This window comes from Bradyrhizobium sp. USDA 3364, assembly GCF_054056355.1.
Map to the genome: position 1 here is coordinate 1,448,116 of NZ_JBSRYG010000002.1, position 15,249 is coordinate 1,463,364.

At 58.2% G+C, this 15,249-nt stretch carries 11 protein-coding genes; 6 read left to right on the forward strand and 5 right to left on the reverse strand.

The window, feature by feature from the left end:
- Window positions 1-137: 137 nt before the first annotated feature.
- The 4 genes from ACVILL_RS06850 (at window position 138) to ACVILL_RS06865 (ending at window position 8,627) form a co-directional block, all read left to right on the forward strand.
- A complete protein-coding gene (locus tag ACVILL_RS06850; RefSeq protein ID WP_456728377.1) occupies window positions 138-1,652 on the forward strand; it encodes an AAA family ATPase in 1,515 nt (504 codons plus the stop codon).
- Window positions 1,653-1,655: 3 nt separating this feature from the next.
- Window positions 1,656-2,495, forward strand: a complete 840-nt coding sequence (locus ACVILL_RS06855; protein ID WP_456728378.1) for an HNH endonuclease — start codon at window positions 1,656-1,658, stop codon at window positions 2,493-2,495.
- 211 nt (window positions 2,496-2,706) lie between these two features.
- A complete protein-coding gene (locus tag ACVILL_RS06860; protein ID WP_456728379.1) occupies window positions 2,707-5,358 on the forward strand; it encodes a PD-(D/E)XK nuclease family protein in 2,652 nt (883 codons plus the stop codon).
- Window positions 5,355-8,627 carry a UvrD-helicase domain-containing protein gene (locus tag ACVILL_RS06865; protein ID WP_456728380.1) on the forward strand — a complete coding sequence of 1,091 codons (3,273 nt, stop codon included), beginning with the start codon at window positions 5,355-5,357 and terminating at the stop codon, window positions 8,625-8,627. Before ACVILL_RS06860 ends, ACVILL_RS06865 begins: the two co-directional genes overlap by 4 nt.
- 680 nt (window positions 8,628-9,307) lie before the next feature.
- On the opposite strand, the gene ACVILL_RS06870 is transcribed toward ACVILL_RS06865, so the two are convergent.
- Entirely contained in the window at window positions 9,308-10,384 is a 1,077-nt protein-coding gene (locus ACVILL_RS06870) for a hypothetical protein (protein ID WP_456728381.1), read from the reverse strand.
- 236 nt (window positions 10,385-10,620) lie between these two features.
- On the opposite strand from ACVILL_RS06870, the gene ACVILL_RS06875 reads away from it, so the two are divergent.
- Window positions 10,621-10,803, forward strand: coding sequence for a hypothetical protein (locus ACVILL_RS06875; RefSeq protein WP_456728382.1), 183 nt, complete (start codon window positions 10,621-10,623; stop codon window positions 10,801-10,803).
- Between the two features lie 138 nt (window positions 10,804-10,941).
- Here the strand turns inward: ACVILL_RS06875 and ACVILL_RS06880 are convergent, their stop codons facing one another.
- The 4 genes from ACVILL_RS06880 to ACVILL_RS06895 form a co-directional block, all read right to left on the reverse strand.
- Window positions 10,942-11,487 (reverse strand): hypothetical protein, encoded by a 546-nt coding sequence (locus ACVILL_RS06880; protein ID WP_456728383.1) that lies wholly within the window; start codon window positions 11,485-11,487, stop codon window positions 10,942-10,944.
- Window positions 11,488-11,993: 506 nt separating this feature from the next.
- Window positions 11,994-12,893 (reverse strand): hypothetical protein, encoded by a 900-nt coding sequence (locus ACVILL_RS06885; protein WP_456728384.1) that lies wholly within the window; start codon window positions 12,891-12,893, stop codon window positions 11,994-11,996.
- 138 nt (window positions 12,894-13,031) lie between these two features.
- Window positions 13,032-13,943 carry a nucleotidyl transferase AbiEii/AbiGii toxin family protein gene (locus tag ACVILL_RS06890; protein ID WP_456728385.1) on the reverse strand — a complete coding sequence of 304 codons (912 nt, stop codon included), beginning with the start codon at window positions 13,941-13,943 and terminating at the stop codon, window positions 13,032-13,034.
- The gene (locus tag ACVILL_RS06895; RefSeq protein ID WP_456728386.1) at window positions 13,930-14,784 is read right to left on the reverse strand and encodes a type IV toxin-antitoxin system AbiEi family antitoxin domain-containing protein; all 855 of its coding nucleotides are present in this window, start codon (window positions 14,782-14,784) and stop codon (window positions 13,930-13,932) included. The genes ACVILL_RS06890 and ACVILL_RS06895 overlap by 14 nt, the downstream gene beginning before the upstream one ends.
- A 226-nt stretch (window positions 14,785-15,010) precedes the next feature.
- Here ACVILL_RS06895 and ACVILL_RS06900 point away from each other — a divergent pair, with 226 nt between their 5' ends.
- A complete protein-coding gene (locus ACVILL_RS06900) occupies window positions 15,011-15,247 on the forward strand; it encodes a DUF2158 domain-containing protein (protein WP_456728387.1) in 237 nt (78 codons plus the stop codon).
- The last annotated feature ends 2 nt before the right edge of the window (window positions 15,248-15,249 follow it).

A 15,249-nucleotide genomic window follows, 5' to 3' on the forward strand; every position in this document is an offset into this window, starting at 1 on the left:
GCCCGGGAGACGATTAGAGTACGCTATGCAGGTTGTGACAGGATTGTGTAGGTTGTATCCGTCCGCCTGGTCGGCCAACCTGCCTGGCCAATACATCTAACCATCGTCGCCGTAGAACTACGGCCCGGAGGCGTCTGTTGCAATTCACCGTCATGCCGTATTCGCGCAGGGCCGTTAGGGACGACGACATTGCCGGTCAACGGCAATGTTTCCTGCTCACCGACAATTGGGACGATTACAGCTTCAAGACTTCGTTCTATTTGGTCTATCTCGACGCCAACGGGATCCGTAACGACGTCGGCAACGTCAAGATCATGCGTCGCGGCATGACGCGTGGGTACACCGAGATCGACGACGAGTTCACGGCGTTGGGCGTTGACTATGCATCGATCGGCCAAGACCAGGATTATTACGAGAATCTGATTGCGATTGACGAGGCAGACCGGACCGAAATACTGGAGGCGTTACGCGATGCCATATGGAACGATGACATCTTCTCTGCTTTTCAAAGAGAAGATGCCTTCGACACTTCGCTGCTGCGTTCAGTTCCGGCACGAGAGCTCACGAAACTAAAAACAATCGTGCATCAGCAAGCGGCACTGACGCCATTCCACTTCCGCTATAGATTTCCCACCGCCGAGAATGCTGTCATTGAGGTTCAGGTTACCCCTCACGCCGTTCCACCCACGAATATCCATGTTGTGATCGGGCGCAACGGCGTTGGCAAGACGACACTTCTCAAGTCGATGAGCACGCTCCTGCAGGTTGGCCGAAAGCGAACGCTGGGGCGCCTGACCTTTGTCGATGACGGAGGCGAATCTAACGGCGAGGAAGGCTTCGCCAATCTTGTCGCCGTCGCGTTTAGCGCCTTCGACGAATTCGATCCGACACCCTCCAATGAAGGAACCCCCACCGGTCTCAAGTATGCCTATATCGGCTTGAAAAAGATGGTACGCCTGAAGAGCGGCCGGCGGGAGTCCAGGAACAAGACGACTGCCGAGCTCCGCGACGATTTTGTCGCGAGCACGCTCAAATGTTTGCGAAGTCTACGGAGAGCACGCTGGCGGTCCGCAATGCGAGTGCTCCAGAGCGACCCACTCTTTGCCGCGATCCGTTTGGAGAGGTTGGCAGAAATACCCCAGGACGACGTCGAACAAGCCGCCATCGACTTGTTCGACGCCGCGAGCTCTGGTCATAAGATCGTTCTGCTTACCATGACGCGTCTGGTCGAACTGGTCAGCGAACGGACCTTGGTGCTGATTGACGAACCGGAATCACACCTTCATCCGCCGCTTGCCGCGTCTTTCGTCAGGGCGCTCTCCGAGTTGCTGGCAGACCGCAACGGTGCTGCAATCCTCGCCACGCATGCGCCCGTCATCGTTCAGGAGGTTCCAAGTAGCTGCGTGTCTCTGTTCTTCCGTGATGGCGACAACGTCGATATCGAGCGTCCCGATGTCGAGACTTTCGCTGAAAACATCGGGCTTCTGACGCGGGAGATCTTTCGGGTCGAATTCGAGGAGAGCGGATATCACGAATTGATCTCCAAAATCGTGGCGAGATCGAACACGGTCGAACAAGCTCTCGCCGCGTTCGATGACCGTCTGGGCGCCGAAGGCCGGGCTCTGGTTCGTGCTCTGTGGGATGAGCGGTGATCCATGATCGCGATCCGATGTCCCGACGACGATGCCGAGCAAGTATTTCGCGACGCAGCTGTCCGCACCCGTGATCTGGCGCTCCGCAGGGCCCTACTCGCTGTAGCCGAGCGGGTGGGTGAGCGCGCGGACGAATATCTGCGGTTGGCCACGATCGAAGACCTGTTCAGGCTGGCGGCCGAGGATCCGGCCGGCGTCAGCAAACACGAGCTTTCCAAGGTCTACGATCGTGTTCTGGTTCGAGGCAAGGGACGGCCGATCTACGACCGATTGCGGGCCGGGGCAAGGTTTCGCCGGTGCCCGCTTTGCGGCTTAAGAGATGTGAAGACGATCGATCATTATTTGTCGCAATCGGACTATCCCGAGCTTGCCGTCTTTCCCGCGAACCTTGTTCCGAGCTGCTCCGACTGCAATAAAACGAAGCTCGCGCACGCCCCGCGATCACGCGTCGAGCAGAGCTTCCATCCCTATTTTGACAACTGGGGAGCACATCGCATTCTCCACGCGAGTGTCGACATCGACAACTCGATCAAGGTCAGTTTTTCCATCGAACCGACCGCAGGGGTCTCGGCGGCACGGATAGCGCGTGCCCGGCACCACTTCGGTCTGCTTAAGCTCGGGTCACTCTACGCAACGAACGCAGCCGTGGAATTGGTCGAATCCAAGGACACCTTTCGTCGCAACTTCAAGGCCGGCGCCGATGTCCTTAGATCAGAACTGAGGCACACGGCTCGCAGTCGTCAGCGCGGAAACCTGAACGCCTGGCGAGCCGCACTCTATTGGGGACTTGCGGCAAGCGACGAATTTTGCGACGGCGGATTCGAGTTGATCGAGGAGGATTAGGCAGATCGCACGGTGTTGCCTGGATGCCGGATAGGGCAGATGGATCCTGCCATCTTCCGCCATGCGATCGAGAAATAGGACCTTCATGTGTTCATGGAAGTGTCCGGCGAATGTTGATGACACGAGATCGATCGGAAGCGAGGCAAGTGTATTCATACGACGCCGAGGTTGGCGGGACGACTTGCACTTCCGCCCCGGCCCGGAGCAAAAGATGATTGATCGATCAACCTTTGTTGTGGACGGAACGCTGGCGATGCGGATGCAGCGCACGGCGGCGGCGCGTGAACGGCGGGTCGGCCGTGAGATCCTTACGCTCCCGCTGCTTGCGGCCCGTCTCGCCGGCGGCTTCATAACGCCGGCTGCTACCGACGTTCTTTATCCTGCCATTCAAACAGCATTGGCGGCGGGCGGCTTCCAGGATCTCGGCCGCGTGTGCAGCCTGCCTGGGATGCCTCGGGCGGTTCTTCAGTCGCTCGACGCGGCCTGGCGCGCCGACATCGACCTTGCCTCCCTGCCCCGGCACGTCGCACGCTTTGCGGACCTGTGTCTGCTCGAGACGCGTGTAAGGGAAGGCCTTCCCGCTTCCAGTATGCTTCCCCGCGATCTTCGCGACGCCGGGTTGGCCCGGGCTTCGTTCTCCAAGTCCCTACTCGGCCCAGTCACGATACAGGGAATCGTGGAGATCGATGCCATCTGGCGTCCTCTGTTGAACGAGATCGCACGTTTCACTGAACTTTCCTGGCATGTGTCGACTTCTTCCGAGCAAACTTGGTTTAAAGGCACCCTGCGCCGCCAACCAATAGCTACCCCGTCGAGATCCTCGGCTGAGGCGAGCGCCGACCCCAAATCCGAGGTGGTTGAGGCGCTTCGCTGGGTGCGTCTACTCCTGTCCTCGGGCCAGGCCAAGGCCGAGGACATCGGTATTGCGGCAACGTCAACGACGGACTGGGATGATCATTTTCTCGCCTATAGAAATAGTGCAGGACTTCCCCTTCACTTCTCCCACGGCATTCCCGCGCTGAGCACGCCCGACGGGCAAGCGTGTGCTGCATTGGCCGATGTTCTGACCACCGGCCTCAGCCAGGAGCGCATTTGGCGCCTGATCAGGCGGCTTCCGCCACGACCTTTTGTCGGCACGCTCCCAGATGACTGGTTCGCAGGGATACTGCGCAGCGCGGGCCTGAAGACCCTGGAACAATGGCGTGAGGCACTCATCGCGGCCAGACCGCATCGCGCGGACGACATTCTAGCCGAAACCATCCTTTTTCCGATTCTCGAGCTTCTCGCACGTGGTCCGGAGGCTAGCCGGGACGCCGGCTCTCTCCTGCTCAGCGGCGCGAGCCTGGTCATTTGGAATGAAGCGTTGCGAAGTGCGCCGCCTCACGCCGTTGCGCTTTCATTGCAGGCCCTGCGGGTGCGCGATGGGCGAGACCCGGCGAACAGCGTTGTCTGGTGCCCTGCTTCGCACCTCGCTGCGAGTCCACGGCCGTTCACGCGTCTGCTCGGTCTGACGAGCCGATCCTGGCCTCGCTTCGAGAACGACGATCCCGTGATTCCGCATCACCTTCTCGACCGTCGGACGCTGCATGGATTGATGACGGCGGATCGCGACCGCAGACATTTTGAGGTCATCCGGGATGGAACGCGCGAGCATTTGGTCCTTTCGCGTCCACAGCGCAGTGCGAAGGGCAGCATCCTCTCGCCGAGCTCGCTCTGGCCCACGGACGAGGTCGTCCACAAGCGCGACAGAATTCCCGAGCACGCCTTCAGTGAAGCGGACCGGCTTCTGGCGCGGCCGCGCGATGCGGGAGCGCTCGATCACGTCCGTCAGAGCCAAGTCTGCTGGCGGGACTGGCAGCGGGAAACGACGCTGACGCGCCACGACGGTTTGGTCGCGCCCGACCATCCGGCTATATTGGCCGCTCTTGCTCGGACCCAATCGACGACGTCACTTCAGCGTCTCCTGCGGGACCCGCTCGGCTACGTCTGGCGCTACGCGCTGGGATGGCGTTCCATCCGCCTGGAGCCGGAGCCTCTCCAGCTTGATCCGATAACATTTGGCGAACTGGTGCACGAGCTCATCGGTGGCGCGATAATACGGCTCGAGCCGGAACCAGGCTTCGCACGCGCGAGCGCGGACGAAATCGAGGCTGCTATTATGGCAGCATCCAGCAAAGTTATGGCCTCCTGGCCACTGCAGCGCTCCGTGCCGCCAGCTATCCTATGGCAACACACCGTGAAGGAAGCGGCTCGCCGCACGATCAGGGGACTGGCGTCGGACGAGCCCACAAGGGCGGATACGCGAAGCTGGAGCGAAGTGCCGTTCGGTCAGGAGATGCCGACAGGCGGCGAACTGCCGTGGGATGAAACGATCAAGATCCCGATCGAGCAAGCGGGTCTCGTATATGGCGGGCGGATGGATCGGCTCGATATACGCGTCTCCGGCGATGGCGCCCAGATCACAGACTATAAGAGCATCAAACCGCCACCGAGGACCCAGCGTATTACACTCGGGCAAGGGCGCGAATTGCAGCGCGTGCTCTACGCGATGGCGGTCCGGGTTTTGCTTCCGGAGGTCAGAACCATGGTCACAAGGCTTGTCTATTTGGCCGACAATCCCGCCAGATTCGAATTGAGAGGTGACGAGCTCGACGCAGCAATCGCAGAAGCAACGACCTATCTGATCGCTGCGGTACAAATCCTTCGGAGCGGACAAATTGCACCGCGGTCGGAGCAGGACGCGGTGTACGACGATATGCGTCTTGCACTGCCGGCGGATCGTGACAGTTATCTCCGCCGCAAAGCCTCCGACTTCCGCACGGCCAACCAGAAACTTGGCAAGCTTTGGTATTCGTCCAAATGACGCTCATCGATCAGGACAATCGCTGTCGAGCCATGACCGACTTTGCGTCGGTACTGCTGGTCGAGGCAGCCGCCGGAACGGGGAAAACCTCGCTGATGGCCGGTCGCGTTGCGATGATGCTGGCGAATGGCCATCTGCCCGGCGAAATTGCCGCGATCACCTTCACGGAGCTCGCGGCCAGCCAACTCGCCCGCCGCATCAAAGATACTGTCGACCGGCTCCTGGCAGGTGACATACCAGACTTCATCGAAGCCGTGCTCCCTCACGGCCTCAGTTCTACCCAGCGAGTGACCCTGTCTGCGGTGGCCCCTCAACTCGATGAACTCACCGCCACGACGATCCACGGGTTCTGCCAAGCCATTATCCGAAGCCACGGCGTCCAGGCAGGACTCGACCCCGGCGCGCGCATCGTAGATGAAACGGTCGCCAATGCGCTGTTCCTCGGCGAATTATCCGCTTGGTTTTCACGCAGGCTCGCTGCGGATGCGATTGAGGACGATCCGATCGTGGTGCTCGCTGAGCAAATTCCGTTGAAGGTCGTCGATCTGATACGCGAGCTGGCCATGCTGCGCCGAAAGCATCCGGAAGCAGCACCGATATTGCCGCCGGAAGGTGCCCGGCCTGATATCGTGTTCGTCCAGGCCGTCGATGATTTTGCAAGGTGGCAAGCTGGCATCGCCAACGAAAAGTTTGCGGCCGGCATCGCCCATGAACTGCGACGGCTTGCGACGCGATACGAGCGCGTTTTCGATAGCCGCCCGGACTTCGCAACCCTGTGGCAGCTCTGTGATGCCGGTCCTTGCCGGCTGTTCGGGAAGGGCATTCAGCTGAAGTCGTACATCGAGGCAGCAGAGACCTTTGGTGCCTATCCGGGGGAGTCGGCCAGCGAGGCTGCTCTTCGGCACTATCAGGTAGTCGCTGATGCCTGGAATGAACTCATTGGGCACATCGCCGGCTCTCTCGTTTGCACGTTGTCCTCGTCGCTCGACCTGCTGCTCGGAAGTTATCAGAACAGAAAGCGTGCGGCGGCAGTGCTGGACTTTGACGATCTCCTTTTGCACGTACGGTCTCTGATACGGGGATACGAGGAGGTGCGTCGTGCGATCGGACAACGCTACAAGTACATTCTGGTCGACGAATTCCAGGACACCGACCGTGTCCAAAATGAAATTCTGTTCTCGATCGCTGCGACTGACGATCGTCCCGAACGCTGGGAAGACAGTCGATTACGGCCGGGTTCGTTGTTTCTCGTTGGGGATCCCAAGCAGGCGATCTATCGGTTCAGAGGTGCCGACATCGAGGCCTATGAGCTCTGCCGCCGATTGATTGGTGCCCAGGATCGTGGCGCCGTTATCGAGGTGACGGCGAACTTCCGGTCTCAGCAGGCGATCATTCGGCACATCAACTCATGTTTCGCGCCGGTATTCGCACAGACGGGTCAGCCCAGATATGTGGCCCTGGCCCCCACTATCCCGGATCAGTCGTACCCCGTGCCCTGTGTAACGCGCTTCACGGTCCAAGTGTCCACCGATGGGCGGATCTATGCCGAAATGTTTCGTGAGGCCGAGGCTACGAGGGTCGCGGACATCTGTTCGCGTTTGATCGGGAACGTGATGATCAGGCGCGCGGACAATTCCTGCTCTCCCCTGCGTCCCGGAGATATTGCACTTCTGTCCCCTGGACACCGAGAGCTCTGGCTATACGAGCGTGCGCTTGAGCAGCGCGGCCTGGCGGTGTCGTCGCAGGCCGGTCAAACGCTGATGCGGCGACAGGAGACGCAAGATGTGCTCGCACTCCTCCGTGTCTTGGCGGATTCTTCCGACACGCTAGCTTTCGGCGCGCTCATGCGAGGGCCCCTTGTCGGGCTGAGTGATCAGGAGCTCCTCGATATCACCGCCGCACTTCCACAGTCTGGCGCACGAGCGAATTTCCTCAGCGTAAGGACTAATCCATCGTTGGTCCATCACCCGGTCGCCAAAGCGATCCTTTCGAGTCTGCAACAGCTGCGGCGGCGAGCAGCAATATCGACCCCGAGCCTGATCCTGGCGGAGGCGATCGAACTCCTGAATGTCCGCGTGATCATGGCGGCTCGTCACGGCAATCGCAACGCACGCGCTCTCGCCAATCTGGACGCGCTCATCGAGCGGGCGCGCAGCTATGGAGTCTCCGGGCTGCGTGCATTCGTTCGAGACCTTCAGGCGGACTGGGAGCGTAATGTGCGGGCGCCAGAAGGCCGCATCGATACCGCCGAGCACGCGATCGAGATCATTACCATTCACACGGCGAAAGGGCTCGAATGGCCTGTCGTGATACCCATCAACTCTACGACTGAGCTCTATCGGCCCGATCAGTTTGTGCATCGTCAGTCCGACGACACGCTCCACTGGATGGTCGGAGGAGTGGCGTCACCGGATCTGGCCGCGGCGCGCGCGGAAGAAAGCCGGGAAGACGCCAATCAGCGCGAGAGAATTTGGTACGTCGCATGCACTCAGGCGAGAGACCTGCTCATCCTTCCGCATATCCCCCAAGCTTCGAAAAGCACATGGTTCAGTTCGATTGATCTCCTGCAGCAGGAGATTCCCGAACTCGATCTTTCGAGTTTTTCCGCCTACGGCGTGCGACTCGCGACTGCATTCAACAATGAACAGTCTCCGGACGTATTTGCGTTGGAGCAGCAGAAGGTAGAGGATACCGCGCCAGCCTTCGTCTGGCGTCGCCCGAGCGATAACGATCAAGACCGTCTCAGCAATCCGCTCGATACGGTCGTTGTCTCCGATTCCAACCCCGAAAAAAGGGAGGTCGCAGGCGCCGGCGCGTTGCGCGGGATCGTCCTTCACAAGCTCATGGAGGAATTCCTGACCGGTGAACTGGAGGAAGACGAGACGGCCGCTGTTTCGCGCGCACGGGATCTACTCATTCAGTTGCGAGCGGAGGCGGACGGGCGGCAACCACCAGACCCGGCCGAAATGACAAGATGTGCGTTGCGCGCTCTTGCCCTGCCCGAGGTCGCGGCATTGCGACCGTATCTCGTACCCGAAGTACCCGTCTGGGCAGCAGGCGAAAGCTATCTGCTGGCAGGCCGTGCGGACGCCCTCTCGATCCGAGGCGAACGGGTAGAGGTGGCGATTGACTGGAAGTCGGACATCAATCCATCCTCAGCCACGCGAAGCGCGTATGCGGGACAACTGCATGACTATTTGGCAGCGACGGGTGCAGAAAGAGGCTTGATCGTGTTCCTGACGCTAGGCGAAATTGCCTGGATCGACTAGCCAATCCCCATTCCAAACATTCTTCCGATTGCTCCCTATTCGGATTTCCGTCGCACACACGTGCATCATCACGTTGGACGACAAGATGTACTAAAAGGTCGAAATGCGCCGCTTCAACACGGCTATCGAGGAAAAGCACTAACGATCAATTTCCGCCGCTTGTCCGGCGAGCCAATAGTCATTAAGCAGTGCCAGCCACACTGGATCGCGATCGTGAAGATGGGCACAGTTTCGCGCTTTGGTTATGATGCGGTCCTCGAGAATCTGCGTCGCATTCACGAGGATGTTGGGCGCTCGAGTTCCGGTTCATGAACACGGCAGATACTTTCTTGTACTGTGTGTCTCCGTGGTGAGTGAAGCTGATCGTAATGCTGTTGCCGTTGATCTGGATTGTTGGATCGGACTGCAAGGGCGGCCCAGTTCATGATTCAGCGCATTCGCGAAGTCAGCCGTCGCGGAGTCATCCGAAAGCCTCGGCCGCGTGCCCCTGTCATCGGTGACATACTGGGTCAGGGTTGTTATCTCCATGCCGACGGTGCCCGCATCAAGCCTAAGATAGGCATCGGGTGGATTCTCGCCGGGGCGCCAGGTTGCAGAACGGTCTCGGGCAATCGAGGTCATGACAAACCGCTCGTCTTCGCGGAGTTCTCCCGTTGTCGTCGCGGCTTCGTCCTTCCCGCTCACGCTGATCCCCATTTGTCAAACCGGACAAGAAACAGGCGCGCGGCGAGAAGTACGGTGTGCAGCCGGAATGTGCAGTCATCGGCATCGGAGAGGCCGGGATGCGAGCCGTGCGGGTGCAAACGCTTCATTAGGCCGTTGACGTAACCTTGGCCATTGTCATTCCACTCGTTCAGGTCACGGCTCAAGAACCCGAGGGCCGCAAGTCGAATCCGGCGCTGATTTGCCGAGTCCGAGGTGACGGAAGGATCTAGCCGTTTGGCTATTTCGTCGAGAAGTCCTTCGAGAAAGGTCCGTATCTGTGCATTTGCTGCGGCCCAATTTCCGCCCGTATGGGCGGTGAAGGCCTGATCGAGATGACCTCGTGCAACGGTAAAGCGGTGCTTCACTAGAAGTCCGGAAAGTTCGTCCTGAGCCTCGGGCAACGCGATAGACCGCGGAAGCGCCGTCTGTAACTTCCCGTCCGTTATGACGAAGCCATCGATCTCAAGTCGGTGCAGAAAATCGCGATGATCCTTGCGCAGCTCTTCCTCTTCGCCCGACCAGGACCGCCTGCGCTTTGCGGGCAGCAGCGACACTGCCTTTTCGACCAGAACGTCGTCCAGGCTCTCCCCATCCTCAACCAAGCGGTCCGGATTCTGATCGTACGCGCCCATAAGCTCGTTAAGCCGCTTGGCAAGACTTAGCGGCTCCGGCGATATCATCTTCGGCCAGTCGGGTCCCAATTCGAAGAGGAAACGGGTGAATTCGGCGTGCGTGAGGCGGTTCAGAACCTGAATGGCGGCAAAGACGGTGCGGCGTGAAAATCGCTTTGGCCCGGCCTCGGGTACTGGCCCAAAGTACCGTTCCACCAAATGATTGGCGTAGCGCTCCAGATACTTGCGCGCCTCTTCCTTCGAAAGAGGGCGGAACGTCTCCACCACTCCGTCATGATCGGCAGCGACCTCAAAGAACGCACCCTGACGAGTCCGATAGAGCGACCACCAGGCCTGTGACATTTCGTGATCGTGATCTGACCTCGTCAGACACTCCGCCGTGTCGGTGTCGTAAGCCATTCCGCCAATGATTTTTTTCAAGGCAATACCGTGTCCTACAAAGAATGAGACTATACCATGCCACGGGGCAGAAGGCACGGGTTGCAACCGCACTCACTCATCCAGGCACGATCTGCGAGCCGCGCCCATCGTACGACTGCCTGAGTGCTGCGACTGTGCAAATCGCTCTTTGAGCGGAAGCGCGCTCTACTTTGTGCTAAAGATTGACGCTCTTGAATGCCGTGCTACAAGGCCGCTCACAAAACAGCGGAAGAGCAATGGCCAAGAAAGCAAAGAAGATTGTCCGTCGCGAATATACGACGGCGGACGTCAAGGAGCTGCGCGCTCATTCCAAAGCGCGCACGCCCGTCGCAAAGCTCGCGAAACTGACAAAGCGAAGCGAAGGCTCTTTGCGGCAAAAGGCGCTGAAACTCGGCATCAGCCTGGGCCATCGTCGCTAGTTTGCGGTTCATGCTGCTTCCCGCTGCCGGGCAGCATGCCGGCGTTGCCAACACCGCCTATCCTCTCGGGTGCCGCACCTTCTGCAAACGGGCGAGTTGGAACCTCGGCAAGTGTGGCTTATAGAGCCCGGCCTGCGATCAGCGGACGCGCCGACAAACTCCAGCTTCATAGTCCCTGATCAGCGTCCGGTACAGATCTACAGCTCCGGGCAAGCTAGCAAAAATACGGGACTCGTCGCCGTAATCAGACGGAATGTGCCACAGATCGTGTTGCCAGATATGTGTTCCACCAGCGCCCCATTTCGAAACGACCGTACCGGCGTCGAACTTTCCGGCATGCTGGGGAACTCCATCGCTAAAATAGATAACGATGGAAGGCGCGGTCTTCACTTCACGAAGATGATTGTTCGCCAGCAAGAATTCGATAAATCTCTGTCCCGGAAAGATGCGACCCAAACGCATATCGCTGACGGCCTCTGGCGCAATGTCCAGGGCGAACATGAAGCAGTTAAAATCATGGATCGCTTCCGAAAATCGAGTTTGCAGCCGAACGCTGTGGGGAATTCGCTTGCTCAGCTCGTGCATTTCTCGAATCTGGACATTGAGCCATTCGATGGTTGCGCCATCGGGCGGCACGGTAAGACGCTGAAGTTCTGCACGAAGCTTGGTGTTGCCGTCTTGCATGTGAAGATCATCGAGGAGACTGCGGCCAGTTTATCACAAAGTGTTCAGGTCTACTGAGTTTCTTGCCTTATTTTGGCGGCAAGCCAAATCGTATCGGTTTTCCTTGGCGTGCGATCAATCCCCGATCAAGGGGCCAGGTTCTCGCGGATCGCCAAAAAGCTCCCTTCCCTCATACTCGATTGACCGCGCCACGCGTCCAGTTCCGGACCTTTAGCACCTTCGTCGGCTGATCGATACAAGCACTGACCGTGCTCCTCCACTGCGTTGCGGTCGCTGCGCGATGCATCCGCCTCCTCCGGCGCAACGGCCTCCCTCGAACGCCGCGATCGGCGCGGCAAAAACGATTGAGGAGAAAATGCAGCTCTGGACGATCAACGAACTGATGCATCTGACGCGAGATGAACTTTGCGATCTCGCTGGCAGGGTCGAAGGCTCTTTCTCCGTCTTCGAGCCCGGCACAGTAGCAAGACTGAACGCGCTGACTAGCCTCGACAATATCCGTTGCGTCATGCTTCGGCGAGGGCTGTCGCCCTACTGACGGTTGCATCGGCTGGCGCGTTTTCTGCCGCAGACGCTTCTTCGAAGCGTTTGATGTCGTTATGATAGAACTTCAGCAGATCGCCTGTGGTTTCGTATATCTGCTGCGCTCGTTTGTCCTCACTCAAGAAGCCGTCGAAATACGTTGCATAAGCGGCAATCATCGCATCAATGATCTGGTTGCCTATGTTCTTCGCCGATGCTCCTTGTGCGCCACCTTCCTTGATGCAGCGAAGCGCCACCACGTAACCCGCAACGGCGTAGCGGAAGATGAATGCATTGGACAACGTCCTCGTCGGAGGCTGCTTCTTGAAGTAGCCATGCGCCATGAACATGTTGTCGGCAAGTTCGACGATCTCTCCCGTGATCTTGCTGAACAACTCCTGAGGGATTGGCTTTCCTTTGGCCAGAATGGCAAGCTCGGCATCCGTGTATTTCTTGGCATGCTCGGCCAGATTGGCGGTGTAGGTCTCCTGACCCTTTCGCAGTTGCGCGATTTCGGTGGTCGCCGCAGCCGACTTTTGCGCCAAGAGCCGCTTGGCAGGCTCGTCGCCGTCGCGCGCCCGCTCAAGCGTTGCGTAGAACTTCTTGAAATTGGCGGTTTGATCTCGCTCGATGAGGCGCTTCTGAAGACCGCGACTTCGCCGCTTTGCACGCAGGCCGCTGATCGCATGGGTTGACTTCAGAACCCTGACCTGGTCGGGGTGTTCGGCTAAAATCTTGAACCGCTCGCAGATGGATGCTGCATCGCCACTGGCGAGCGCTTCCATCATCACGTAGTCGGGAATGACGGCGATGTTCGCTGGGTCAGATAGATACTCGCGCAACTTCTCGGACTTGAGATAGTTTGTATCGACAAGCTTTCGCATATCCGCCCTCCCGCAAAACGTATCTGATCGGCCGGGACCAGTCGCTTTCCGATGGTGATGACTTTCATGTGTATCTCTTCTGGTTGATCGGAGATAAAGCCTAGCGGGAGCAGACGTTAATCGAGATCGGCGCGAGGCTTATTTGAAGAGAACCTTTTCAAGGGCCGCAACGAGCTCCGCGCGCTTTTCTTTCGATAGCTTATCGAGATTCTGCTGACGCCATTTGACGGCAGGCAGATCGGCAGCAGCGGGGATGCCGAGGAGATCCCAGTCCGGCTCGCCGCGCTCGAACGAGACGAGAAATTTCCGGTGAGCCTCTGGCATCTTACCGACAATTTCTTCAACCAGGGTCTTGCGCGCCGCAATAAGGTTATACTTCAAAACGGGTTTATCCGTCATACCCTCGAAGCCGTGAAGGAATTCATCGCTGATATCTTTTTGAGGCGAGCCAAGTACCTCAAACATCGGCCGGTCGTGACTCAGGAGGTAGACGATGAAGGCCTTGCGGAGTTCATCGGTGATTCCTTCATTGGCCAGCAGATCGCGAATATCGAACAAATCACGCGGATGTTGGCGATCCAAAGCGGCGACGATTTTTCCGCCATAAAGGTCAGCAAAAGAGACCGTGCGAGCCTCAGCGAATCCGAACGCCTCCTCAACGGCGGGACGCACCGAAGTTACGACCGGCTCGAAAACGCAGCCACGTAGTACAGGCGTGACTTCAATCTTGATCTGGACGTTCTGCGAGCGAACCACGAGTTTGACGATCGTGCCCTCTTTGCGGGTCTCATGGACCTGTGCCCCGGGGATCTTCTCTTTGATCTTGGCGACGATGCGTTTCATGGCTGCATCGATATTGGCAAGGGATTCAGCGCGTGGCGCGACAGGAATATAGGTTAGATCAATATCGACCGAGAGGCGCGGCAAGTCGCGCACGAAAAGATTGATCGCGGTACCGCCTTTCAGGGCAAAGCATTTCTCTTCGGTGACAAATGGGAGAGTGCGCAGCAAGAGCGCGACCTGTTTTTTGTAAGCGTCAGCGAACGCCATCGAGATCTCCCGGCACTGTTATCTGATAGGTCGGATCGAGAACACCGCCTCTGACGAGCATGCGTTTGCCATGACCAAGATCGACGGCTTCCTTGTTCAGCCGTTTGAGCCAGGCATGGTTGTGGCGGTCGGCGAAATAAAGGAAGAGACGCTTGACCTTTACGCTTGCGCAATCCTTCAGGAGCTTTTGCAAGCGATCGGGGCGAAGATTGGCAAGGCCACCGAGCAGGGCATCGACCTGTTCGAAGCTTTCGTTGTTGGGCAATTCGTCGAGGAGTTCGAAAACGGCGCGCTCGGGCGTTGACAGGGTTAGAGGCCAGTCCCATTGCCCCCAGTTCAGTCGAGCTATGTCGCCTCCTCGAAACGCCGTAAAGTCCGTCATCTCGCCGGTTTCGACATTCCAGCGGACGCTGCTTATGCCCTTCGCGACGGGTTCGTTTTTGAAGAGCCGCCGGTCATTGTGGTAGACGAACTTGACAGACAGCGGCAGCTTGTCGAGCCAGTACGGCGGCGACTTGGGACCGTAGAGATGAACTCGGGTCGTCGCTTGCGGCAGGTAGTGAGCGTAGCCTTGTAATTCGAGTGCCGTGCGGCCGCCCACGACGAGCGGTGAATAATTCAGGATGCCTTGCAGGGATATGACGACCTGCTGCCAGCTCAGTTCGTAACGTGGTCTCCGGAAAACCCCTCGGGTTGGCTGTTCAAGCCAACCGCGCATCACATACAGATGTTGGAGCTGAGTGGAGTAACCGTGCCGCTTGAGCCAAACGGAATCCACGACCAACCCTTCGGGAAGGAGCTTGTCGAGCTGGTTTAGGAGTTGGCCCTTTTGTCTATCCATGATTGATATAATAGCATATTTCCAAACCGCAGGCTAGTTTGAAATTTCCAATATTTATCAATCATCCGTTGATTTTTGTGCGATTTTCCAAACCAATCTACTTCTACCCAGACGCGTCCTGTGGACGATGATTCAGGACCAGTTGCGAAACGAACAAATAAAGAACAAATTGATGTTACAAATCCCAAGGCCCAGCAGGCTCAAGGCAACTCGAAAGAGATGAAAAATGGAAGGCAGTGAATTCAAACCGGGCGACCTGGTTCGAGTGAAATCAGGCGGCCCCGTGATGACGGTCGAAAAGGTCGGCATAACCGCAATGCTCCAGGAAGCGGCGGTTTGGTGCGTCTGGTTCGAGAAGGTTGGGAACAAGCAGATCGCTCAGGAAAAAAGCTTCTCCCCTGTCGTGCTTGAAAAGGCCGAGAAGCCGAACACGGCATTCTCGGTCGGGATCGTCAGGTCCTAAAG